The following is a 22,472-nucleotide window of genomic DNA, read 5'->3' as shown; positions in this document are numbered from 1 at the left end:
CGAATGAAAAAACCAATCATTACTTTTAATAATTTTTCCTTTCAATATCATAGCCAATCTGAACCGACATTAAAGGGGATTCAATTAACCATCTATGAAGGAGAAAAGGTTTTAATCGTTGGGCCTAGTGGTAGTGGTAAATCAACATTGGCGCAATGTATCAACGGGTTAATTCCCAATATTTATGAAGGTGAGATTCAAGGAACAGCTACGGTTTCTGGTAAAAATATCCAAGAAACAAGTCTATTTGATTTGTCTTTTGATGTAGGAACTGTTTTGCAAGATACCGATGGGCAGTTTATCGGTTTAACGGTTGCTGAGGATATTGCTTTTGCTTTAGAAAACGATGCAGTTGAACAAGCAGAAATGAAAAAAGCGGTCCACAAATGGTCTGAGATTGTTGAGCTGAATCAGCTATTACAACACCGTCCACAAGATTTGTCAGGTGGTCAAAAACAACGTGTATCTATGGCGGGCGTTCTAATTAACCAATCAAAAATTTTACTTTTTGATGAACCTTTGGCTAATCTTGACCCACGAGCGGGACAAGAAACAATGACTTTGATTGACACCATTCAACAAGAAACAAAAGCGACCGTTTTAATAATAGAACATCGCTTAGAGGACGTTCTTTGCGAATCAGTTGATCGAATTATTGTCATGAATGAGGGCGCAATTATTTCTGATACAACGCCAGATGAATTGTTACGTCAAGATACGTTGACCCAGCAAGGGATTCGTGAACCTTTGTACGTTACAGCCATGAAATATGCTGGGATTGATTTAACACAAGTTAGTCATTTAGACAAATTAGCCGAAGTATCAGGCGAAATGGTTTTGCCTAAAATGACACAGTGGTCTGTCCAACCTAGTTCAGTTAGTGCAGTCAAAGGAGCTGAACTATTACGTTTGGAACAAGTGTCCTATCAATATGATCGTCATGGTGAAAAAGTGTTAGATGACTTCTCAGTAACGATTCATCATGGAGAAATGATCAGCATTGTAGGAAAAAATGGTGCCGGGAAGTCTACACTTTCTAAAATAATTTGCGGGTTCATCACGCCTCAATCGGGCAAGATTTTATGGGAAGGACAGGATTTTTCCAATTATTCAATCAAAGAACGTGCAGATAAAATTGGTTATGTGATGCAAAATCCCAATCAAATGATTTCTAAAAAAATGATTTTTGAAGAAGTAGCTTTAGGATTAGTTTTACGAGATGTGCCACAAGCAGAAATTGAGGAACGTGTGACGAATATTTTACATATTTGTGGGCTGTATCCCTTCCGGAACTGGCCGATTTCTGCGTTGAGTTTTGGGCAGAAAAAACGGGTAACTATAGCATCAATCTTAGTTTTAGAACCTGAATTATTAATTTTAGATGAACCAACAGCTGGGCAAGATTTTAAACATTATACAGAAATGATGACATTTTTAGAAGAATTGAACCGCTTAGGTGTGACTATTTTAATGATCACTCACGATATGCACTTAATGTTGGAATATACAACACGTGCGTTAGTAGTTTGTGATGGACGTTTACTAGCAGATGCGACTCCAGTTGCTGTTTTAACAGATGAAAAATTAATTCAAGCAGCTTCTTTAAAAGAAACGAGCTTGTTTACCTTTGCTAAAGCGTTAGGCTTGGAAAATCCCTTGCTATTTACGGAAAAATTTGTTGCTTACGATCGTGAGGTGCGTTTTGGATGAGTGAACGACAAATGTTAGGCTATCATCCTGATTCAACCTGGATTCATCGCTTAAACGGCACAAGCAAATTAGTCTTTTTAATCGTTGTCTCTGTGGCTTGTATGACCACGTATGATACTCATTATCTGTTAGGAATGTCTGTGGTTTCGCTTGTTTTGTTAAAATTATCAAATATTAAATGGCATCAAATATCTTTTGTTATTAAATTTATTGCTATTTTTTCTTTGTTAAATATCTTAACGGTTTACCTTTTTGCACCTGAATATGGGGTTGATTTATATCAATCACGTACCGTGATTTGGGAAGGAATCGGACGGTTTACTTTGACACAAGAAGAATTATTTTATGAATTTAATTTAGTTTTAAAATATTTCTGTACGATTCCGTTGGCATTAATCTTTTTATTAACAACAAATCCTAGTGAATTTGCCTCCAGCTTGAATCGAATTGGTGTGAGTTATCGGATTAGTTATGCAGTAGCGCTGGCTATTCGTTATATTCCCGATATCCAAGAAGATTTTTTTAATATTTCTTTAGCACAACAAGCGCGAGGGTATGAGATGTCTAAAAAGGGACGGTTAGGCCAACGAATCAAAGGCGTAGCACAAATCGTTTTACCCTTAATCCTATCTAGTTTAGATCGAATTGAAACTGTGAGTACCGCTATGGAATTAAGGCGTTTTGGTCAAAAGAAAAATCGAACGTGGTATGCGCAACAACCTTTTCATCTGCGTGATTTTTCGGTAATGATACTTGCCTTATGCTTATTAGGAATCAGTTTCTGGTTGTTCCATGTGAATGGTGGCCGGTTTTATAATCCATTCAAATAAATAACAAATTGATAAGGTTCTATAAATAGAGCGGATATTTTTTATTATTAAGAATCTAGTACTTTCTCTTACTATGAGTGTACTAGATTCTTTTTTTTACAACTTTAAAGAACTAGACCGATTTTCGGTTTTTAGATTTTTGTTGACAAGTACTTACTTTTAATTGTATGATTGTTTATGTTTCTACGGAATATATTTACAAAGGAGGTATATAGACCAATATCGGATAGCGCCAGACCTGAACGTTCAGGTGACGAGGAGAGAGCTTATCGAAGATTCGGCGGGTGGCTCTAGGGACTGCACTCTACAGATAACAAAGAAAAACTAATTGTGAAGTTAGAACAAAGCGGTTATCACGCAGGTAGAAACATATAATGGGATTTGCTAGTTAAACAGGACCTAGTAAATACAGAATTTCAATTGGAAAGTAGGAATTAGCATTATGTGTGGAATTGTCGGAATGATTGGAAAAGAAAATGTCACGGAAAGTTTGATTCAAGGATTAACAAAATTGGAATATAGAGGTTATGATTCTGCTGGGATTTGTGTGAATGATCAAAGCCAACAGCCCCATGTAGTTAAGGCAGTTGGGGGCATTGCCGATTTAGCAGCAAAATTAACGCCAGAAATCGATGGAACAGTTGGTATTGGTCATACTCGTTGGGCCACTCATGGCGAACCAACTGTCGCCAATGCACATCCCCATGTTTCAAGCGATCAACGCTTTGCATTAGTGCATAATGGTGTCATTGAAAACTTTGAAGAATTAAAAGAACAATTTTTAAGTGGTGCTCACTTAATTGGTGATACAGATACTGAAATCGTCGTTCAATTAATTGCTCATTTTGCTGAAAATGGTTTTTCAACAAAAGATGCTTTTAAAGCGGCTTTAGCCGAAATTAAAGGTTCATACGCTTTTGCATTAATGGATAAAATGGATCCCAATACTATCTACGTAGCGAAAAATAAAAGCCCGTTACTTATCGGTCTAGGTGAAGGCTTTAATGTTATTTGTAGTGACGCGATGGCGATGATTAAAGAAACCAATCAATTTGTTGAGATTGTTGATGGTGAAATTGTAACTGTTACAGCGGATAAAGTAGTAATCGAAACGCCAGAAGGACAAGTAATCAACCGAGAACCTTTTGAAGCGCAATTAGATTTAAATGACATTGAAAAAGGAACATATCCGTTTTATATGCTCAAAGAAATTGATGAACAACCTGCAGTGATGCGCAAAATTGTTCAAGCATATACTCAAGGTGAAAAAGTGACTTTAGATGAGGCGTTACTTGAAAAAATTAATCAATGTGACCGAATTTACATTATTGCTTGTGGGACAAGTTATAATGCAGGTTGGGTCGGAAAATCTTTAATTGAAACGATTGCCAGTATTCCTGTGGAAGTTCATTTATCAAGCGAGTTTGGCTACAACATGCCTATTTTATCTGAAAAACCGTTCTTCATTTTCTTAAGCCAAAGTGGTGAAACGGCAGATAGTCGCCAAGTACTGGTACAGGTTAATGAATTAGGTCATCCATCACTTACATTAACAAATGTTGCTGGCTCAACATTATCACGTGAAGCGGACGATACCTTGTTATTACACGCAGGACCAGAAATTGCTGTCGCTTCCACCAAAGCTTATACTGCTCAAATCGCTGTCTTAGCTATTTTAGCAAAAGCAATTGGCGAAGAACGTCAAACATTAGCAGCCGTCTCATTTGATGTGGCTCACGAATTGAGCGTGGTAGCGGCTGTCATGGAAACCTTGATTGATGAAAAACAACAAATGAAAGCCTTAGTGGAAGATTATCTGACGTATACTCGAAATGCCTTCTATATCGGGCGAGGAGTCGACTATTATGTGTCGATGGAAGCGGCCTTGAAGTTGAAAGAAATTTCCTACATTCAAGCAGAAGGCTTTGCGGCAGGTGAATTGAAGCATGGAACGATTGCCTTAATTGAAGAAGGAACACCTGTGATTGGGATTGTGACAGATGCCAAAGTCGCAGCCCATACAAGAGGCAATTTAAAGGAAGTCGAAAGTCGTGGAGCAAGAAATATTGTGATTGCCTTGGAATCCTTGGCAAAACCACAGGATCAACTGATTATTCCAGATGTTCATCCGTTACTTTCTGCCTTAGTTAGCATTGTTCCAGGTCAATTATTAGCGTACTATGCAACCTTACAAAGAGGCTACGATGTTGATAAACCAAGGAACTTAGCCAAAAGTGTAACTGTTGAGTAAATCAAGAACCTGAGAGAAAGATGTTTAACGGGTTCTCATAAGTTTTAATATCTGAGGTCGGGACAGAAGCGTTTAACTCCGAGAAATAAGAAGGAGTTGCTTCTGTTCCCGCCGTTTATAAGTTTTTGAGCGTGGAGCAAAAATCCAAAGTGATTTTTGTCCCACGCTCAGATATTTTTTATAAAAGAAAGATATTCAGTCAAAAATGAAAGATTCCAAAGAAATTCTTTTTTTCCGTTGAAAACTGTTTGCATTTTAGCAAAATTAGATATAATTAATAAGAACCGAAAAATAAGAATTAGCCAGTGAGGTAACTTTGTTTGAAAGAAAGCAAAAAGTAGGTTAAGCTGAAAAGTGCTAATTTATTTAACAAAAAAAGATTGTGAGTTGTTTGATATGGATCAGTTTAGTACATTAACTGAACAAGAATTTACTACCTTTGCAATGACACATCCTGCAGGTAACTTTTTAGAAACACCCGAAATGAAACATTTATTGGAACGACGTGGCTGGCATTGTGAATACGTTGGCGTCAAACGAGAAGGCCAACTAATTGCTGCGTGTATCCTAAGCAAGAAAAAAGTCAAAATTGGTTATGCTTTCGACATTGACGGCGGAATTTTGATGGATTATACAGATAAAAAATGTGTAGAAGCCTTTTTCACAGGCTTAAAAAAATATGTGAAAAAAAATGATGGCCTTTATTTAACCTTTACTCCAAATAAACAAATTTGTTTACGTGATTTTAATGGCGGTGAAGTTGAAAAGGTCAATCAAGAAACATTTGACTATTTCACATCAATTGGTTTTGAACACCAAGGGTTTGATGTGCACAATTTTGATGGCGCGCCACGTTGGCTGTTTGTCAAAGATATGGCTGGATTAACAGAAGAAGAGCTCTGGAAATCTTATGGAAAAGATGCTAAATATGACATCAAGAAAACATGGGAATATGGAGTAACAACCCGAGAACTTCGTTACGAAGAGCTACCTCTCTTTAAGAAATTAACGGAAGAAACAAGTGCACGACGTAATTTTGAAGATAAGGATTTAGCTTATTACCAAGCTGTTTATGAAGAGTTTGGCGAACGAGCAAAATTTATGGTGGCGGAACTAAACTTTGCTACTTATTTAGAAAATCTTCATGAGAAATTACGCAAATTACAAGAGACGCTCAACGAAGTCAATGAAGCGTTAATTGCCAATCCTAAAAGCCGTAAAAAAAATAACCAGAAACGTGAATTTGAAGATGAAGTTCGTACCGTGCGCAAACGGATTGACGAGGCTAAAGAAATGAAAACATCAGATGAACCTGAAATTTTAGCAGGTGCCTTATTCATTGTTCATCCACAAGAAGTTGTTTACTTGTTTAGTGGTACGTATGAAAAATATAAACAATACTATGCACCGTATTTAATTCAACATAAAATGTTAACTTACACAGTAGAAAATAACATTCCCAAATATAATTTTTATGGCGTTGACGGTGTTTTTGATGGAAGTGATGGGGTTCTTAAATTCAAACAATCCTTTGGCGGTCATGTCGAAGAATTAATGGGCAATTTCCAATGGAAAGCCAAACCAATGAAATATGCCTTATATCACGCATTAAAAACAATTAAAGAAAAAGTCTAAAATTAAAACCTAATCCTTAAAAAGGAATGGCAAAGTGAGGCGTTTAAATGGAAAATCAAGTCGAGGTTATGACGTATGCACAGTTAAAAGAAATTATGCAGGCGTTAGAAGCAAACGAAGCGATTACAGAAGATACAAAAGTCTTTATTGATACAGGCTGGGATAGCGTGCAAGAAGTAGCACCAGATGCAGTCAGTATTGAAAAAGTTGCTAAATTTACAGTAGCAGATGTTTTAACAAACGAAAGTTTTGCTGGGTATAGTTTAGAAGAAAAGGCGGAGAAGATGAACGCTGAGGGCGACCTAGAAACGGCAATTATTATTCGTAATCTTTACTAAAAAAGTCCGTTTGAATAGTTAAAATCGAGGTCGGGACAGAACTGTTTAGCTCCGAGCAACGCGTAGTGTTGGTTCTGTTCCCGCCGGTTATCAGGTTTTGAGCCTGGAGCAAAAATCCAAAGTGATTTTTGTCCCAGGCTCATCTGCTTTAAATAAGAAATAAAGGAGGTTAGATATGAGTACCATTCATGAATTTCCAAAAAACTATGAACGTTTTATTGCGAAAGGAGAAGAAGCACTTGTAGAACATAATCAGATCGCCGCTTTAGAAAATTTTCAACAAGCCTATCAGCTACAACAAACGCCGCCAGTAAACCAAAAAATTGTCCAATTATTGTTGGAAATGGATGAAGCTGACGAAGCACTAGCATTGGCAGAAGCGTTCCAAGATTCTTATTTTGAGAACCTCGAAACAGCGGCAATTTATATGCAAATTTATAGTCAGAGCCGTCGCTTTATTGAAGGATATATTTTATTGAAGCAACTACTTCAAACTAATAAAATAACGCTAGCACAACAAAAAACGTTAGAACAGCAATTAATGCAAGTGGAAGAGGCGTATCGACAATTAGAAACGCAGCAAATTCAAGCAATTAAAAGGAACTTGTTAGTAAGCGATCAATTGCCCGTTTATCAACAATTAGCGAACATTAAAACCAGTTTATATTTGCCTAAACCAGTATTTGTGGAAGTCGCAAAAGATTTAGTTATGAACCAAGCACTTAGTTATTTTGCTCGGGAATGGTTCATTGAAGAATTAGCACTGTTGCAATTTTCAGAGCCACTGACTTTTCTTTGGTATGACAATCAGCCTCAGACAGTCTTACTAGAAGGAAAAACTGGACCGTTAAATACGCCGATCTATTCCGAAATTTGTACTGAACTTAGGAATCGCTTAGAAAATGATGATCCAATTATGCTGCAGCATTTGGAAGAAGAAATTCGGTTGCATCTTGCCTATTTGTATCCATTAGCAGAGACGGTTATTTCAGATCCAACTATCTGGGTCTTGGGTTATTTGGCAACCTACTATCCTGAATATATTGAAAAAGAATTGACTGAAGCAAAAGGCCATCAAATCGCTGCTGTTCAAAAAGTTCAACAGCCGATACGAACGGCTTTTACACAAATAATGCTTTAAAAAATGGCACGTCCTAAAAACGAGGACGTGCCATTTTTTCGGTTTCAGAAATTTGCTGAATCTGCTCTAATTGCTTTTCTTGACTGATTATTGCGGATAATAGAAAAAAGCAAGACAGAAATAAGTAAAAAGAATTCCTTGAATCAAGCAAATCACAACGAACAATGGCGTTGCTCCTGGAAAAGAATCAGAAATCCGTGTAATTAAAAATTCAACTAACCATAAAATCATTGAAAATAAAAATAATTTTTTCTGACGAGTTCTCATAGTCCGCAACAACCTTTCTGGTGATTTTCACTTCTCTATCATAACATAGAAAACGAGCTGTTTTTTCTCAAAAATTTTGTTACTTCATAAGAAAAATGGGAAATAAACAAGTTTCAGGAAGTAATAAATGTACCCGAAAAGAATACTTAATCCATCTTAATCAAACCATACAGTCACGTTTATTGCAAAAGAAGTGTTTTTGGATGGAACAAATTATTTCATAAACACAAATATTTCTTTGTTGTTTGTATAAATGTCATAAAAGTGATTACTTACTACTTTTTGATTTTTAGACATATCCGTATCGGTCAGTGGTGCCATCTCTACTCCTAAATTCGATGAAGTATTGAACCAAACGTAATTAGGGAAGTATAGACCGTCATTTGGTGGCACAATTTTTGAAAGAATTGGGTAGTTTCGACTTGTATTAGCATAAACAGTTGAATTTTTGAAAAACGTATTTAAATAAACTTTTTTTCGTTCGTTTGTTACAACATTTTTTAAATCATCTGTTAAAACAGCTGCTTGGCGATTGAATGCTTCTTTTTGATAGTTTAATGTGGAAGAATACACCAAAACAAACGATAAAATATAATAAGATAACAAGCTGGCCACAAGTAACGAAGTTAGATAAATTGCTTTCACTTGTCGATTGTTAAATAAACTTAACATGCTGATTGTAACAAAAACAGCAAATCCGTAAATATAGCGAGGCGCATCACCAGCGATATTTCTTGAATAGACAATAAAAATACCAAAACTTAAGAGAGAAGCAAGTCCTAAATATAAGATACAATAAAGGAAACTTAAGCCCAAGTTGATTTTGCTATTTGATAGATGACTAATAAAAAATAAAACAAGCAGTAGGAGCAGTAATAAGAGCCATAAACGATTACTCTGGTTCAATAGCTCTGAAAAATAATGGTAACTATTTTGATAAGCCACACTTGGAATATCGTGCAAACTTGGTAAGGCCTGACTGCCCCCAATGTTGTTTGTTGCGGAAGGTACAAATTTTAACTCGATAAGGTAGCTGACTATAGAAAGTAGATAAGCGATAGCAGCAAGTGCGACTTTTTTACAAAGAGCAATGAAATTTTCTCCAGCAAGTAACTGCTTGAAAGTAAGGAATAAGACGATAACTATATAAATTCCTGACGAGGCTTGGTAAGTATTAAACATAACAAACAGTGAAAAGGCAGAAACCAAGAAAAACGTAAAAGAATTACGCTGCCACCAATAAAAAGGAAGAAACGAACAAAAAATACTCAATGCCATATAGGGACTATCAAACCTGAAACTAAGACATTGAAGGAACCAAGGATTGAGGCCAATTAAAGTAGCTACTAAAGAGGAACCCCAGCTAATTTTTTGGTCATTGATGATATAAATAGCCAGTATGCTTGTGAGAGATAAGATAAGACCTGTTAGAATCGGTGTGGTCAAGCCCAGATCTGTCAAATGACGACTTCCTTGAACAAACCATGAGAGAAATTCACTGCCCCAACGTGCGTAAGTCGTACCAAAATCTGTCATTCCAGCGACTTGGCGAGCATTATCATCTAAGTAAGGGAAATTGATAATGCCGATGGATAAAACTGCCACTTGATAAATTAAAATGATCAATAGAAGATAGGCTTTATTTTCAATACACCAATTCTTTAAATCAAATTTTTTTGATTCTGTAGGTAATTGTTTCATCATTGTACTCCACTCCAATAATTATTTAACAATTAAAATATACCATAACGAGTGGAATGAAGAAATTGCTTTTGTTATTTTCTCATCTTGACAGAACACTAAGGGTAGGCAAAACAAAAAAATCCCAACTCTTTATTAAAGAGTTGGGATTTTACCAAAAAGCCACCTGCCGGGCTTGAACCGGCGACCCCCACCTTACCATGGTGGTGCTCTACCAACTGAGCTAAGGCGGCGTTTTCAAAGGCTAAACTAACTCGAGGATTGCAACGAAGTGAAACCCATAGAGTTCACTTTCAAAGGCTACACTGCGACGAGTAATCGTCAAAGTTCCTTTTGAAAAATCGTACAAATCTCGTGCACAAGAAATAGAATAACGTATAGACGAAAGTTTGTCAATTGCTCTTTCGTAAAAAAAGAAAAATGATTTTTTTCTAAGAAAAACTGTTGACAATCTCTTTTTTCTCTAGTAAAGTGTAAATCAACATCACAGATAACTATTCATTCGTTGAAGAGAAGAGTAAATTTTGATGACCTTCAAAAGAGAGTCCTGATTGGTGAAAAGGGACAAGGTTCAGAAAAGTTGAAGATGGCCTCTGAGAATAAATTGCTGATAAGTAAGCAATTTCGGCTAAGCACCCGTTACCATGTGCACCAAGTTAATAAAGACTTGGATAAGAGATGAGATATAAAGAATCAGTTATATTTCGAAAAAAGGTGGTACCGCGAATCATTCGCCCTTTACTAGCAAAACGCTAGTGAAGGGCTTTTTGCTGTGAATCACTAGGACTGGCGCGAAGCGACAGAGTAGATGCTGTCTGCGATTACTCGATGCTTGAAGGGGTAGGAACTCTAGTCTGTTTAATTTTGAAAACGGATGAAAATCAGTTTAAAATGAATAGAAATAAAAAAGCAGTGATATAGTAAGTACAAGACTTGATTTGTCTAACAGAGAGCCTAGGTAGCTGAGAATAGGTGACAAAGACGTTTTGGAAAATGGCTATTGAGCAAGCGCTCCGAGTGTTAAACACAAGGCGGCGACGGGGGCTCCCGTTATCGAGCTAGGGTATCGAACATGTTGTCCCGTACTTGAAAAGGGAATTTGTGTGAGCAAATTCTGAACATGAGGTGGTAACACGCAAAAAAGCGTCCTCAACGATACAACTTGAGTTGTGTCGTTGAGGACGCTTTTTTCTTTTTTATGAAAAAATGCAGGTTGGTAAGAATGAAGGGGGATAAAGAATGATTGAACTAAAAAATATCAGTGTGACATTTCAACAAAAAAAACAAGAAATTCAGGCTGTCCAAGATGTTTCTTTGACGATTGATAAAGGGGATATCTACGGAATCGTTGGGTATTCCGGTGCTGGAAAAAGTACGTTAGTACGGGTAATTAATTTATTGCAACGACCAACAGCGGGCACCGTTATTATTAACAAAGAAAATATTTTAACTTTTTCTAAAAAGGAATTACGACAACAACGAAAAAAGATTGGAATGATTTTTCAACATTTTAATTTGATGAAAGAGCGGACCATATTTAGTAATATCGATTTTTCATTAAAATATTCTGGGCTAAGTAAAAGTGAACGGCGTCAAAAAATCAGCCATTTATTAGAGCTAGTTGGACTAAGTGAAAAACGGGATGCTTATCCCAGTCAACTATCAGGAGGGCAAAAACAGCGGGTTGCGATTGCCCGCGCTTTAGCAAATGATCCTGAAATTTTACTTTGTGATGAAGCGACGAGTGCGTTAGATCCAAAAACAACGGGACAGATTTTAGCTTTGTTAAAAAAGTTAAATCAAGAACTGAACTTGACGATTGTCTTAATCACCCATGAAATGCAAGTGGTTAAAGAAATTTGTAATAAAGTCGCGGTGATGGAAAATGGCTGCGTTGTCGAATCAAACGATATTGTTTCGATTTTTAGTCAACCCCAACAACCTTTAACCAAAGATTTTATTCGGACGGCAACTCATATTGACCAAGCGTTAACCACGATTCTTGAACATCCTAAATTAGCTGATTTAGATAAAAATCAAGAATTAATTGAATTTTCTTATGTGGGGGATCAAACGAACGAGCCATTAATTGCACAATTGTATAGCCAATATCAGGTGTATACGAATATCCTTTATGGTAATGTCGAAATTGTTCAAAATGTTCCTATTGGCCATTTAATTGTGGTGCTTTCTGGTGATGAGGCCCAGCGTCAACAAGCCCTTACTTATTTAGCGAAACAAGGCGTGCGAACCAATGTTTTGAAAACCTATCAGCAAACGAAGAGAAAGCAGAATTTACAGGTGATTTAAAAAAGGAGTGAACTGAGAATGTATCAATTATTTGAGAAATATTTTCCGAATGTTGTCCAATTAAAACAAGAGTTTCTTCAAAGTACATGGGAAACATTATACATGGTTTTTTGGACAGCATTGATTGCTGGTGTGTTAGGAGTCTTGTTGGGTGTCGTGCTTGTCAGTACTGGCCCCAGTGGTGTTTTGAAAAATCCACCCCTATATAGTGTCTTAGAAAAAATTATTAATGTTTGCCGCTCTATTCCTTTCATCATTATGCTCGCACTGATTCAACCATTAACACGAATTTTGGCAGGAACAACAATTGGTACAACCGCAGCGTTAGTCCCATTAGTTATTGGCGTAATCCCGTTCTTCGCGCGCCAAATTGAAAATGCGTTATTAGAAGTGGATCCTGGCGTTATTGAAGCGGCAGAAGCCATGGGGACGAGTCCCTTAGGGATTATTTTTCGGGTTTATCTAATTGAAGGGTTACCAAGTATTATTCGTGTTTCAGCGGTGACAATTATTAATTTGATTGGATTAACAGCCATGTCAGGAGCGATTGGAGCCGGTGGTCTGGGCAACTTAGCGATTACTCGAGGGTACAATCGGTTTCAAACCGATGTGACATTTATGGCCACGTTAATTATTTTAATTATGGTATTTATTAGTCAAGCCATTAGTAATCAATTAATCAAAAAAACATCACATTAGAAAAAGGAGAACTGACAAATGAAAAAATTTAGTAAATTAATTGGACTTATTGGAGTATTAGCTTTTACGATTGCAGGTTGTGCATCGGGGACTGCGAAGGATACTAAGACAGAAACTGTTAAACTAGGCGTTGTAGGAACAAAAAACGATGAATGGGAATCGGTCAAAGAGCGTTTGAAAAAGAAAAATATTGATCTACAATTGGTAGAATTTACAGACTATACGCAACCAAACGCAGCATTAGCAGAAAAAGAAATTGATTTAAATGCCTTTCAGCATCAAATCTTTTTAGACAATTACAATAAAGAACATGGGACGAAATTAGTATCAATTGGCAATACAGTCAATGCACCATTGGGAATTTACGCTAATAAATTGAAAGATATCACGAAAATTAAAGACGGCGGAGAAATTGCTATTCCTAATGACCCAACGAATGGTGGGCGGGCGTTAATTTTATTACAAACTGCAGGACTGATAAAAGTTGATCCTGCGAAACAGCAACTACCGACTGTCAGTGATATTACTGAAAATAAACGCCAATTGAAAATAACTGAATTAGATGCTACGCAAACAGCGCGTGCTTTACAAGATGTCGATGCTTCAGTGATCAATAGCGGCATGGCTGTCGATGCTGGGTATACACCAGATAAAGATGCAATTTTCTTAGAACCTGTAAACGAAAAAGCGAAACCTTATGTGAACATTGTCGTGGCCAGAGAAGAAGATCAAGAGAATAAACTTTATCAAAAAGTTGTAGAAGAATATCAACAAGAAGAAACGAAAAAGGTCATTGCAGAAACATCAAAAGGCGCCAATGTTCCAGCCTGGGAAACATTTGGTAAAAAATAAAGGAGGCATTTATAATGAGTACAACAACGATTCAAACAATCCAAGAAGCTATTGCTACAGAAAAGGAATGGATAATCCATTTAAGACGTCATTTTCATCAATACCCTGAAGCAAGTTTAAAAGAATATGAAACGATTAAGCGAATTAAAGAAGAACTACTAGCCTTAGCTATTCCTTTTGTAGAAGTAGGGGAAACGGGTGTTTTAGCAACCATTGAAGGAGGTCTTGGCGCTGGCAAAACGATTTTATTACGTGCAGATATTGATGCGTTGGAATTACCAGATGCAACAGGTACTGCCTATGCTTCTAAAAATCCAGGACTCAATCATGCTTGTGGACACGATGGTCATGCGGCAGCATTGCTAGGTGCAGCTAAAGTGCTCAAAAAACATCAGGATATCTTTTCAGGAACGGTTAAACTGGCCTTCCAGCCCGCTGAAGAAATTGGTGCAGGCGCTCGACAATTTGTGGAAGGAAATTATTTAGAAGCAATCGACCAAGTGTTTGGGATTCATTTAGATTCTAGTGTGCCGGTCGGGAAATTAGTCGCTACCAAAGGCGCCACCAACGCCTCTTGTGATATTTTTAAAATTGAAGTCAGTGGTCAAAGTAGTCACGTCGCCCAACCACAGAATGGCCGAGATGCTGTTTTAGCAGCGGCCAGTATCGTTGTGGAATTACAAAAAATTGTAGCTCGCGAGATTGATCCTTTAGATTCTGTCGTAGTAGGAATTGGCGTTTTACAAGCAGGAACACGCTATAATATTGTAGCAAACCAGGCAACCATTGAAGGTACTGTTCGAACATTTAGTCAGGAAACGCGCCAATTTGTTTTACAACGAGTCGAAGAAATTGCCCATGAAATTGCCCAGTCTCATCGCACAGAAATTGCTGATTTTTCTGTTTATGCGGCAGCGAATCCATTAATTAATGAAGAACAAGCAACCAACCGTGCACAGCAGGTAGCCAGTGAAATTGTTGGTTTTGAAAATGTTGTGACCGATCATCCTAAAAGTTTAGGGGCGGATGATTTTGCTGATTACTTAGCGGTAATTCCTGGTATCTATGGACGGGTCGGTTCACGAAACCCTGAAAATCCTGCTACTCATTTTGGACACCATCATGAACAATTTGATATTGATGAACGTGCCTTACTTTTAGCAGCAGAGTACCACGTACGCTATGCATTAAACTATTTATCAGAATAACAGAGATAGGGAGCCGACAAAATGATTGTTTGTGGGCTCCTTTCGTTATAAATCAATGTGGCTTGCTTTCTTGTCATTCTATGGTAGAATACAAGCATAAGAAAGGTGATTCACATGTTTTTTGTTTTAACTGATAAATTAACAAGAAAAGTAGCTCCCGATAGTTTAAGAACAGATGAAGCACTGTTGTGGAGCCGAGCAATTAATTTCTTCATCGCTTGATAGGACATTTTTTGACTAGAAAAGCTAGTCTTATTTGAGTGTACGTACAAGCGGTTGTCGGGATTTCTGTCAGGATGGACGACGTGCAGACGTGGTTCTTTTTTTTGTTGTCCCAAAATAATCAGTTAACAAGAAAGAAGTGACGAAAATGAGTATTTTAACTATTGAACATTTAACGCATCGATTTGGTGAAAAGGTCTTGTATGAAGAGGCCTCATTGCAAGTGAATAAAGGGGATCATTTAGGCTTAACTGGCCAAAATGGTGTCGGCAAATCCACCTTAATTAAAATTTTAACGGGGGAAGTATTGCCAGACGAAGGAACGATTCAGTGGCAAAAAAATTGTAAGATTGGGTACTTGGATCAGCACGTTTCTGTAGAACAATCACTAATGATGGTTGATTTTTTGAAACAAGCCTTTCAAGAACTTTTTGATAAAGAAGCGAAACTGACAAAACTTTATGAAGAATACAGTCAAACGGCTTCGGAAAAACTTTTAGAACAAGCAGGCAAGTTACAAACAGATTTAGATGAAAGTAATTTTTACCAAATCGACACGATTATTCAGGATTTAGCCAATGGGTTAGGACTACAAGCAATTGGTTTGGATAAAAAGTTAGGGGAGCTAAGCGGTGGTCAACGTTCAAAAGTGATTTTAGCAAAATTATTGTTAGAGGCCCCTGATGTGTTACTTTTAGATGAACCCACCAACTATTTAGATGATACACATATTCAATGGCTTGTTCGCTATCTGAATAATTTTGAAGGAAGCTTTCTATTAGTCTCCCATGATTATCAATTTTTAAATGAAGTGACGAATTGCATCGCAGACATTGAGTTTGGCAAGTTAACCAAATATACTGGAAATGTAGAAAAATCTTTTGCACAAAAAGAGCAGAATAAACAAACCTATTTGAAACAGTATCAGGCCCAACAAGAAAAAATTGAAAAAATGGAAGCCTATATTCGTAAATACAAAGCTGGAAATCGAGCAACGATGGCTAAAAGTCGACAAAAACAATTGGACCGGTTGGAACGATTGACTCCGCCAGGTTCCTTGACTAAGCCAGCGATTGAATTTCCTTATCAAGGGTTAGTTGCAACGCAAGCACTAACGACCCAGAAGTTAGTTGTCGGCTATCGGGAACCTTTGTTAGAACCGTTAGATTTAATGGTTCATGTCGGTGAAAAAGTCGCATTGAAAGGCTTTAATGGGATTGGCAAATCAACATTAATTAAAACATTGACGAAAGTGATTCCTTCATTAGATGGAGAATTTCATTATCCGCTGAATACAAAAATTGCTTATTTTACCCAAGACTTAGCGTGGCCTAATGAGCAGTTAACGCCGCTAGACTATTTATCAGATCGTTTTCCAGATACAACGATTAAAGAGCGAAGAAGTCATTTGGCTAGAGCAGGTTTACCAGATAAGTTAGCAATGCAGTCGTTAGCCCTGTTAAGTGGTGGTGAGCAAACAAAAGTAAAACTAGCGGAACTAATGATGCAAACAAGTAATTTGTTATTTTTAGATGAGCCAACCAATCATATTGATGAAGCGGCCAAAAAAAGTTTACAAGAAGCAATTCACGTTTACCCAGGAACGGTTTTTCTGGTTTCCCATGAAGCAGATTTTTATGAGGAAATTGTGGATCGAGTAATTGATATTGAGGAATTAGTTAAATAAAGAAGAAAGAACCAAGTTGAGGGGGAGTCAACTTGGTTCTTTCTTCTTTATTATTTATTTACTCATTAAGCCATCATGGATTTTTGTTAAATTCCAGTTCATCATGCTGTAGTACGTATCGCCTTCTGTTCCTTCTTTGGCAAGAGAGTCTGTGAAAAGTGTATCGTAAATTGGTCGTTTCACTTCTTTTGAGACACGTTCCATACTACGTTTATCGACACTGGTTTCAACAAATAACACAGGTGCTTTTGATTTCTTAATGGTATCAATAATCGTGGTCATTTGTTCAGGTGTTCCTTGACTTTCTGTGTTAATTTCCCAAATATAAGCGGCATTTAAATCATAAGCTTTGGAGAAATATTTAAAGGCACCTTCACTTGTAACTAATAATTTTTTATCATCAGGAATATCAGCAAATTTAGCTTTGGCTTCCTCATGTAGTTTGCTAAGTTTTTCGGTATAATTTTTCGCGTTTTCTGTATAGAAATCTTTATTTTTTGGATCTTTTTCTACTAACACGTCACGAATGTTTTCTACATATTTGATGCCATTTTCAATGTCTAACCAAGCATGCGGATCTTCTGTTTGTTCTTGACCGGCACTTGTTAAATATTGTGGCGTAACATTTTTGCTTGTAGAAAAGTAATCTTTATTCTCAACTTTTTTGGCCGTTTTCATTAATTTGTTAAACCAGCCATTTCCGCCTGTTTCTAAGTTCAAGCCGTTAAAGAATAAAATGTCCGCTTCAGAAGCTTTCGCAATGTCTTCTGGTAACGGTTCATATTCGTGAGGGTCTGTCCCAATTGGCACAATACTATGCAGCTCAATTTTGTCTTGCCCAACATTTTTCACTAAATCGGATAAGATCGAGTTCGTTGTCACAATTGCTAATTTTTCTTTCTTTTCAGCGGCTTGATTCCCGCAAGCAGCTAACGTTAACCCTGCTAAAAGTGTTAAAAAAAATAAACTAAATTTTTTCATTCGTTGATTCCTCCATTTCTTTCTCACGGTTTACAAATACTAGGCCTTTCTTTGGTGAGAAAAAGAAAGCCAATAAAAAGAATAAGGCGGCGGTTAAAACAATCGTCGCACCAGAAGCTAAGTTATAAGAATAACTAAAGAATAGGCCAATCACTGAACTTAAAATCCCAAAAGTAGAGGCTAAGCCAATCATTGTCGGTAAGTGATTTGTTAATAGATAAGCTGTTGCCGCTGGTGTAATCAGCATGGCAATGACTAAAATAGTTCCGACGGTTTGCAAAGAAGAAACAGCGACTAATGTTAGTAAAAACATCAATGCATAGTGGAAAAATTGAATATTTAAACCATAAGCCTGAGCCATTGTGGGATCAAAAGAAGTGAGTTGCAACTCTTTATAAAACAATGCCACAAAAATCAAAACAATCACACCGACGACACAAGTAATTAAAATATCGGTATCTGCGACCGCTAATACATTTCCAAACAGAATATGATATAAATCGGTGGAACTTTTTGCAAAAGAGATAAAAATAATCCCTAAAGCAAAAAAAGAACTAAAGACAACACCAATGGCAGTATCATTTTTTAGTGGACTTTTTTGGGTAATAAAGCCGATCGATAATGCAGCTAATAAGCCAAAAATAGAAGCGCCAAAAATATAATTGAAACCAAACATATAAGAAACAGCGACCCCTGGTAAAACAGCATGTGAAATCGCATCACCCATCAAAGACATCCCACGTAAAATAATGAATGAACCAATTACCCCTGAAATGAGTCCGACAATTATAGACGTCAAAAGGGCATTTTGTAAAAATTGATAACGGAATAAACCATCAATAAATGCAGCAATCATTTTGCAACCCCCTGTATTAATAAATCACCTAACAAATCACCGTATGCTTCTTGGAGCGTTTCTGCAGTAAATGTTTGTTCAACAGGACCTGCAGCAATTAGCCGGTTTTTCAAAACGATTAATTCATCAAAATAGTGGGACACTTTGTGCAAATCATGGTGAACAATGATAATCATTTTACCTTGATTTTTTAATGATTTAAGAATATCCATAATCACTTTTTCACTAGACATATCAATGCCGACGAAAGGTTCATCTAAAAAAATCACCTCAGCACCTTGGGCCAAAACACGGGCGATAAACACACGTTGTAATTGGCCACCAGAAAGTTCGCCAATCTGGCGTTGCGCATAGTCTTCTAATTGCACCATTTTTAATGCAGCCATGGCTGCTTGCTTTTCTTTCTTTCCTGGGCGTTTTAATAGTCCTAAGTTTGGATAGGTTCCTAGCAAGACCGTTTCAAAAACGCTAATTGGGAAACTAAGATCCAAGGCGCTACGTTGTTCTACATAGGCAATGGTTGTTTTTTGTTGGTCAATCGCTTGATTATTTAACAAAACATCACGTTCTTTTGTTTTAATCAAGCCTAATAACCCTTTAATAAATGTTGACTTTCCAGCACCATTTGGTCCGATAATTCCAGTAATTTTACCGGAGGGAATAGTAACGTGGATATTATTTAAAGCGGTCCGTCCTTGATATTGAACGGTTAACGCTTGAACAGCTAAGTTAAAGCTTTTTCTCATGAAATTCCTCCTTTTTAGGTTTGCCTTAAAATCAGTATAAGGGATAGTTTAAGAAAATGCAAATAATTTTTAGGTGCACCTAAATACAAGCGCTTTTTTCACAAAGAAAACCGTTTCTTTTAATAAATTAAGGAGGATCCCATGATTTTTATGACAAAAAATGGTAGAATATGAATGAAAACGACTATTATTTTATATTGACGGAGGATATCATGACCGAAAACTATCAAGATGACACCTTACGCATCTTCAGTTTAAATGCAAATCGACCACTTGCTGAAAAAATCGCAGCATCAGTAGGAACAGAATTAGGAAAAAGCACCGTGCGCCAATTTAGTGATGGCGAAATTCAAATTAATATTGAAGAAAGTATTCGTGGCGATCATGTCTACATCATCCAAGCAACGAATGCCCCTGTAAATGATCATTTGATGGAATTGCTTATTTTAATTGATGCATTAAAACGTGCTAGCGCAAAAACAATTAATGTTATTTTGCCTTACTATGGTTATGCTCGCCAAGACCGCACAGCGAAACCAAGAGAACCCATTACTGCGAAATTAGTTGCTAATATGTTGGTAGAGGCAGGCGCAACACGTTTGTTAACATTAGACTTGCATACTGTTCAAGTCCAAGGATTTTTTGATATCCCAGTAGATAATTTATTTACAATGCCTTTGTTTGCTCATTATTATCGTCAACAAGCATTAGTAGGGGAAGAAATTGTGATTGTTTCGCCTAAAAACAGTGGCGTTCAACGCGCACGTAGTTTATCGGAGTACTTAGATGCGACCTTAGCAATTGTCGACCATGAAGAGATTGATGGGGTGCGCCAAGAAGGTTACGTTATTGGGAATGTCGCTGGGAAAAAATGTATTCTTGTTGATGACATTTTGAATACTGGTCAAACGTTAGCCACAGCGGCGGAAGTTTTAATGAAAAATGGTGCGCAAGAAGTGTATGCTTGCGCCTCGCATGGTTTGTTATCAAAAGGCGCAAAAGCAACCTTAGAAAATGCGCCAATTAAGGAAATTAGTATTACTGACTCTGTTTATACGACAGCAGACCGCCAACCAGCAACCTTGAATATTATTTCTTGCGCTGAGTTAATGGGGGAAGCGTTACTTCGTATTCATGAAAATAAACCAATGAGTCCATTATTCCGTTTAGAACCAAAAGGAGAATAAGTGATTCCTTAAACTAGAAATAGGTCTAACAACTTTAATAGTGTTGGGCCTATTTTTCTTATCTCTTTAATAAATAGAAGAGAAAGTATTCTGATTTTGTGTTTTAAGCTTTTTATGCTAGAATAACGCCAGAACATAAGGAAAGGGACGAGTCATTTGGAACCCATTTATTTAGATCATGCGGCAACAACACCGCTTCATCCAACGGTCATTCAAGCGATGACTGAAAATATGCAAACGACTTTTGGCAATCCATCAAGTATTCATCAGTTTGGACGAAAGGCACACGGTCTTCTGGAAGAAGTGCGTCAAACGATTGCCGAGAGCTTACAAGCCAAACCCCACGAAATTATTTTTAATAGTGGTGGCACAGAAGGGGATAACACAGCCATCTTGGCAGTTGCTTTTTCTCGTCAAAAGGAAGGAAAACATATTATTACTACGGCAATTGAACATCCCGCTGTGTTACGAACGATGGAATACTTAGAAACGTTAGGCTTTGAAGTGACTTACTTGCCTGTGAATGAAAATGGTCAGATTTCAATGGATCAATTCAAAAAGTCTTTACGCGAAGAGACGATCTTGGTTTCAATGATGTATGGCAATAATGAAATTGGAAATCGATTACCGATTGCTGAAGTTGGTGCAATTCTTAAAAATCATTCGGCGATTTTTCATACAGATGCCGTCCAAGCTTATGGAAGTGAAGTCATTTTACCTCATGAATTAGGGATCGACTTATTAAGTATTTCCGCTCATAAAATCAATGGTCCAAAAGGCGTAGGTTTTTTATTTAAAAGCGATGCAGTCCAATTACCACCTCTTTTACATGGTGGTGAACAAGAAGAAAAACGACGTGCGGGCACGGAAAACTTAGCTGGAATTATTGGCATGGGTACTGCCGTTTCATTACTAACTTCTGCAGAAAAGCAAGCAAGAAAAACAGCCTATCAAAGTTTTCAAACGATTATTTTAAAAGCGTTAGAAGAAGCCAATATTGATTTTTCAATTAATGGTGAATCAACCAATCGTTTAGCGCATGTCTTAAATCTTCATTTAAAAGGAATTCCCAGTGATTTGCTCTTAATGCATTTGGACTTAAGAGGTATTGCGATTTCAACAGGCTCGGCTTGTACAGCGGGAACTGTGGATCCTTCGCACGTGTTGACAGCGATGTATGGAGAAAATTCCTCAGCTATTAAAGAATCAATCCGGATTAGTTTTGGCTACGGGAACACACCAGAAGAAATTGCGACTTTTTCTGAAGTACTAGTTGCAGTGATTCAACAATTGAAAAAATAATCTGATTGCGGCAGCTACAGGTTTTCGCTATAATGAAGATAACAATGAAAATAACGAGGTGGAACCCATGGCATTTACAACAACGGCTGCTGTTGAAGGCTCAACAGTTTTTTACAAAGTACATCCTAGTGCAAAACGCTATACATTAAAAGATAACGGCTTTACTGAAACAAAATCAGGGAACTTTCAATTGATTCGTTCCTTAGATCCAACGCCTCAGAGAAATGAAGGCTTCAAATTGAAAATTATGATCACTGCTGATCTAAAAGAGTTGAAAATGTCCATTACAACGGCAAATGGTTTAAAACCAATGAATATTTTCAAGAATGAACAACATGAAATGAGTAAAGAAAAATACTTTTTCTTAATGGATGGCTTAATTAGCCGTGGTGTATTAGAGAAAGTAGAATAATTTAGAGAAACCTGAAGAAACAAGTGAAAGTAGCTTGTTCCTTCAGGTTTTCTGTTTATTTGAAAGCAACAGCTTGTTGGCTGTGTCTTTGTTCCAAGTATTTTCTCATTATACGCCCGGCTTGCTTTACTTATTTC

General features: G+C 37.1%; 19 protein-coding genes, 1 tRNA gene and 2 other annotated features. Of the genes, 14 read left to right on the top strand and 6 right to left on the bottom strand.

Features of this window, described 5'->3' with window-relative positions; genetic code table 11:
- Positions 1-3: 3 nt before the first annotated feature.
- The 6 genes from IGJ41_RS09170 (at position 4) to IGJ41_RS09145 (ending at position 7,905) form a co-directional block, all read left to right on the top strand.
- Positions 4-1,710 carry an ABC transporter ATP-binding protein gene (locus IGJ41_RS09170; RefSeq protein WP_078127085.1) on the top strand — a complete coding sequence of 569 codons (1,707 nt, stop codon included), beginning with the start codon at positions 4-6 and terminating at the stop codon, positions 1,708-1,710.
- Positions 1,707-2,540: an energy-coupling factor transporter transmembrane component T family protein gene (locus IGJ41_RS09165; RefSeq protein ID WP_438714307.1), complete on the top strand. Its 834-nt coding sequence runs from the start codon at positions 1,707-1,709 to the stop codon at positions 2,538-2,540. The genes IGJ41_RS09170 and IGJ41_RS09165 overlap by 4 nt, the downstream gene beginning before the upstream one ends.
- A 442-nt stretch (positions 2,541-2,982) precedes the next feature.
- Positions 2,983-4,791 (top strand): glutamine--fructose-6-phosphate transaminase (isomerizing), encoded by a 1,809-nt coding sequence (gene glmS / locus IGJ41_RS09160; protein ID WP_002356940.1) that lies wholly within the window; start codon positions 2,983-2,985, stop codon positions 4,789-4,791.
- A gap of 396 nt (positions 4,792-5,187) precedes the next feature.
- Positions 5,188-6,426, top strand: coding sequence for an aminoacyltransferase (locus IGJ41_RS09155; protein ID WP_002362084.1), 1,239 nt, complete (start codon positions 5,188-5,190; stop codon positions 6,424-6,426).
- A 47-nt stretch (positions 6,427-6,473) separates the two neighbouring features.
- A complete protein-coding gene (locus tag IGJ41_RS09150; RefSeq protein ID WP_002359936.1) occupies positions 6,474-6,764 on the top strand; it encodes a hypothetical protein in 291 nt (96 codons plus the stop codon).
- 175 nt (positions 6,765-6,939) lie between these two features.
- A complete protein-coding gene (locus IGJ41_RS09145; RefSeq protein WP_002372066.1) occupies positions 6,940-7,905 on the top strand; it encodes a hypothetical protein in 966 nt (321 codons plus the stop codon).
- Between the two features lie 87 nt (positions 7,906-7,992).
- Here the strand turns inward: IGJ41_RS09145 and IGJ41_RS09140 are convergent, their stop codons facing one another.
- The 3 genes from IGJ41_RS09140 to IGJ41_RS09130 all read right to left on the bottom strand — a co-directional run bounded on the left by IGJ41_RS09140 (position 7,993) and on the right by IGJ41_RS09130 (position 10,106).
- The gene (locus IGJ41_RS09140; protein WP_002383739.1) at positions 7,993-8,172 is read right to left on the bottom strand and encodes a hypothetical protein; all 180 of its coding nucleotides are present in this window, start codon (positions 8,170-8,172) and stop codon (positions 7,993-7,995) included.
- A 213-nt stretch (positions 8,173-8,385) separates the two neighbouring features.
- On the bottom strand, positions 8,386-9,876 hold the full coding sequence (locus IGJ41_RS09135; protein ID WP_002396599.1) for a glucosyltransferase domain-containing protein: 1,491 nt from the start codon (positions 9,874-9,876) through the stop codon (positions 8,386-8,388).
- A gap of 157 nt (positions 9,877-10,033) precedes the next feature.
- A tRNA-Thr gene (locus tag IGJ41_RS09130) sits at positions 10,034-10,106 on the bottom strand.
- Positions 10,107-10,369: 263 nt separating this feature from the next.
- Positions 10,370-10,615 (top strand) — a binding site (T-box leader).
- Between the two features lie 161 nt (positions 10,616-10,776).
- Positions 10,777-11,027, top strand: a binding site (T-box leader).
- 85 nt (positions 11,028-11,112) lie between these two features.
- Here IGJ41_RS09130 and IGJ41_RS09125 point away from each other — a divergent pair.
- The 5 genes from IGJ41_RS09125 (at position 11,113) to IGJ41_RS09105 (ending at position 16,851) form a co-directional block, all read left to right on the top strand.
- Entirely contained in the window at positions 11,113-12,183 is a 1,071-nt protein-coding gene (locus IGJ41_RS09125) for a methionine ABC transporter ATP-binding protein (RefSeq protein WP_002380455.1), read from the top strand.
- Between the two features lie 18 nt (positions 12,184-12,201).
- Positions 12,202-12,882: a methionine ABC transporter permease gene (locus IGJ41_RS09120; RefSeq protein WP_438714302.1), complete on the top strand. Its 681-nt coding sequence runs from the start codon at positions 12,202-12,204 to the stop codon at positions 12,880-12,882.
- A gap of 18 nt (positions 12,883-12,900) precedes the next feature.
- A complete protein-coding gene (locus tag IGJ41_RS09115) occupies positions 12,901-13,734 on the top strand; it encodes a MetQ/NlpA family ABC transporter substrate-binding protein (RefSeq protein ID WP_002401303.1) in 834 nt (277 codons plus the stop codon).
- A 14-nt stretch (positions 13,735-13,748) separates the two neighbouring features.
- Positions 13,749-14,942 (top strand): amidohydrolase, encoded by a 1,194-nt coding sequence (locus tag IGJ41_RS09110; protein WP_064687259.1) that lies wholly within the window; start codon positions 13,749-13,751, stop codon positions 14,940-14,942.
- A gap of 370 nt (positions 14,943-15,312) precedes the next feature.
- Positions 15,313-16,851: an ABC-F family ATP-binding cassette domain-containing protein gene (locus tag IGJ41_RS09105; protein ID WP_010827556.1), complete on the top strand. Its 1,539-nt coding sequence runs from the start codon at positions 15,313-15,315 to the stop codon at positions 16,849-16,851.
- A gap of 54 nt (positions 16,852-16,905) precedes the next feature.
- On the opposite strand, the gene IGJ41_RS09100 is transcribed toward IGJ41_RS09105, so the two are convergent.
- From IGJ41_RS09100 to IGJ41_RS09090, 3 genes are read right to left on the bottom strand one after another with little or no spacing between them, the layout of a single operon-like run.
- Positions 16,906-17,832 (bottom strand): metal ABC transporter substrate-binding protein, encoded by a 927-nt coding sequence (locus tag IGJ41_RS09100; RefSeq protein WP_002356954.1) that lies wholly within the window; start codon positions 17,830-17,832, stop codon positions 16,906-16,908.
- Positions 17,819-18,688, bottom strand: coding sequence for a metal ABC transporter permease (locus IGJ41_RS09095; RefSeq protein ID WP_002364373.1), 870 nt, complete (start codon positions 18,686-18,688; stop codon positions 17,819-17,821). The genes IGJ41_RS09100 and IGJ41_RS09095 overlap by 14 nt, the downstream gene beginning before the upstream one ends.
- A complete protein-coding gene (locus IGJ41_RS09090; protein ID WP_002360005.1) occupies positions 18,685-19,434 on the bottom strand; it encodes a metal ABC transporter ATP-binding protein in 750 nt (249 codons plus the stop codon). Before IGJ41_RS09090 ends, IGJ41_RS09095 begins: the two co-directional genes overlap by 4 nt.
- Positions 19,435-19,646: 212 nt before the next feature.
- Between IGJ41_RS09090 and IGJ41_RS09085 the strand changes: the two genes are divergently transcribed.
- The 3 genes from IGJ41_RS09085 (at position 19,647) to IGJ41_RS09075 (ending at position 22,335) form a co-directional block, all read left to right on the top strand.
- Positions 19,647-20,621 carry a ribose-phosphate diphosphokinase gene (locus tag IGJ41_RS09085; RefSeq protein WP_078127094.1) on the top strand — a complete coding sequence of 325 codons (975 nt, stop codon included), beginning with the start codon at positions 19,647-19,649 and terminating at the stop codon, positions 20,619-20,621.
- 156 nt (positions 20,622-20,777) lie between these two features.
- Entirely contained in the window at positions 20,778-21,923 is a 1,146-nt protein-coding gene (locus IGJ41_RS09080) for a cysteine desulfurase family protein (protein ID WP_078127078.1), read from the top strand.
- Positions 21,924-21,990: 67 nt separating this feature from the next.
- A complete protein-coding gene (locus IGJ41_RS09075; protein ID WP_438714298.1) occupies positions 21,991-22,335 on the top strand; it encodes a DUF1831 domain-containing protein in 345 nt (114 codons plus the stop codon).
- Positions 22,336-22,472 lie beyond the last annotated feature (137 nt).

The organism is Enterococcus sp. DIV1537a, assembly GCF_051712085.1.
In the GTDB taxonomy this organism is placed as follows: domain Bacteria; phylum Bacillota; class Bacilli; order Lactobacillales; family Enterococcaceae; genus Enterococcus; species Enterococcus faecalis.
The sequence above is the reverse complement of the archived record's forward strand: the minus strand, read 5'-3'. Positions and strand labels throughout refer to the sequence as shown.

Excerpts from the sequence above, each read along its gene's own strand:
- IGJ41_RS09165 (WP_438714307.1), top strand. The coding sequence starts at position 1,707 with ATGAGTGAACGACAAATGTTAGGCTATCATCCTGATTCAACCTGGATT.
- IGJ41_RS09150 (WP_002359936.1), top strand. The coding sequence starts at position 6,474 with ATGGAAAATCAAGTCGAGGTTATGACGTATGCACAGTTAAAAGAAATT.
- IGJ41_RS09125 (WP_002380455.1), top strand. The coding sequence starts at position 11,113 with ATGATTGAACTAAAAAATATCAGTGTGACATTTCAACAAAAAAAACAA.
- IGJ41_RS09135 (WP_002396599.1), bottom strand. The coding sequence starts at position 9,876 with ATGATGAAACAATTACCTACAGAATCAAAAAAATTTGATTTAAAGAAT.
- IGJ41_RS09155 (WP_002362084.1), top strand. The coding sequence starts at position 5,188 with ATGGATCAGTTTAGTACATTAACTGAACAAGAATTTACTACCTTTGCA.
- glmS (WP_002356940.1), top strand. The coding sequence starts at position 2,983 with ATGTGTGGAATTGTCGGAATGATTGGAAAAGAAAATGTCACGGAAAGT.
- IGJ41_RS09115 (WP_002401303.1), top strand. The coding sequence starts at position 12,901 with ATGAAAAAATTTAGTAAATTAATTGGACTTATTGGAGTATTAGCTTTT.
- IGJ41_RS09110 (WP_064687259.1), top strand. The coding sequence starts at position 13,749 with ATGAGTACAACAACGATTCAAACAATCCAAGAAGCTATTGCTACAGAA.
- IGJ41_RS09170 (WP_078127085.1), top strand. The coding sequence starts at position 4 with ATGAAAAAACCAATCATTACTTTTAATAATTTTTCCTTTCAATATCAT.
- IGJ41_RS09095 (WP_002364373.1), bottom strand. The coding sequence starts at position 18,688 with ATGATTGCTGCATTTATTGATGGTTTATTCCGTTATCAATTTTTACAA.
- IGJ41_RS09120 (WP_438714302.1), top strand. The coding sequence starts at position 12,202 with ATGTATCAATTATTTGAGAAATATTTTCCGAATGTTGTCCAATTAAAA.
- IGJ41_RS09145 (WP_002372066.1), top strand. The coding sequence starts at position 6,940 with ATGAGTACCATTCATGAATTTCCAAAAAACTATGAACGTTTTATTGCG.
- IGJ41_RS09105 (WP_010827556.1), top strand. The coding sequence starts at position 15,313 with ATGAGTATTTTAACTATTGAACATTTAACGCATCGATTTGGTGAAAAG.
- IGJ41_RS09090 (WP_002360005.1), bottom strand. The coding sequence starts at position 19,434 with ATGAGAAAAAGCTTTAACTTAGCTGTTCAAGCGTTAACCGTTCAATAT.
- IGJ41_RS09075 (WP_438714298.1), top strand. The coding sequence starts at position 21,991 with ATGGCATTTACAACAACGGCTGCTGTTGAAGGCTCAACAGTTTTTTAC.
- IGJ41_RS09100 (WP_002356954.1), bottom strand. The coding sequence starts at position 17,832 with ATGAAAAAATTTAGTTTATTTTTTTTAACACTTTTAGCAGGGTTAACG.
- IGJ41_RS09085 (WP_078127094.1), top strand. The coding sequence starts at position 19,647 with ATGACCGAAAACTATCAAGATGACACCTTACGCATCTTCAGTTTAAAT.
- IGJ41_RS09140 (WP_002383739.1), bottom strand. The coding sequence starts at position 8,172 with ATGAGAACTCGTCAGAAAAAATTATTTTTATTTTCAATGATTTTATGG.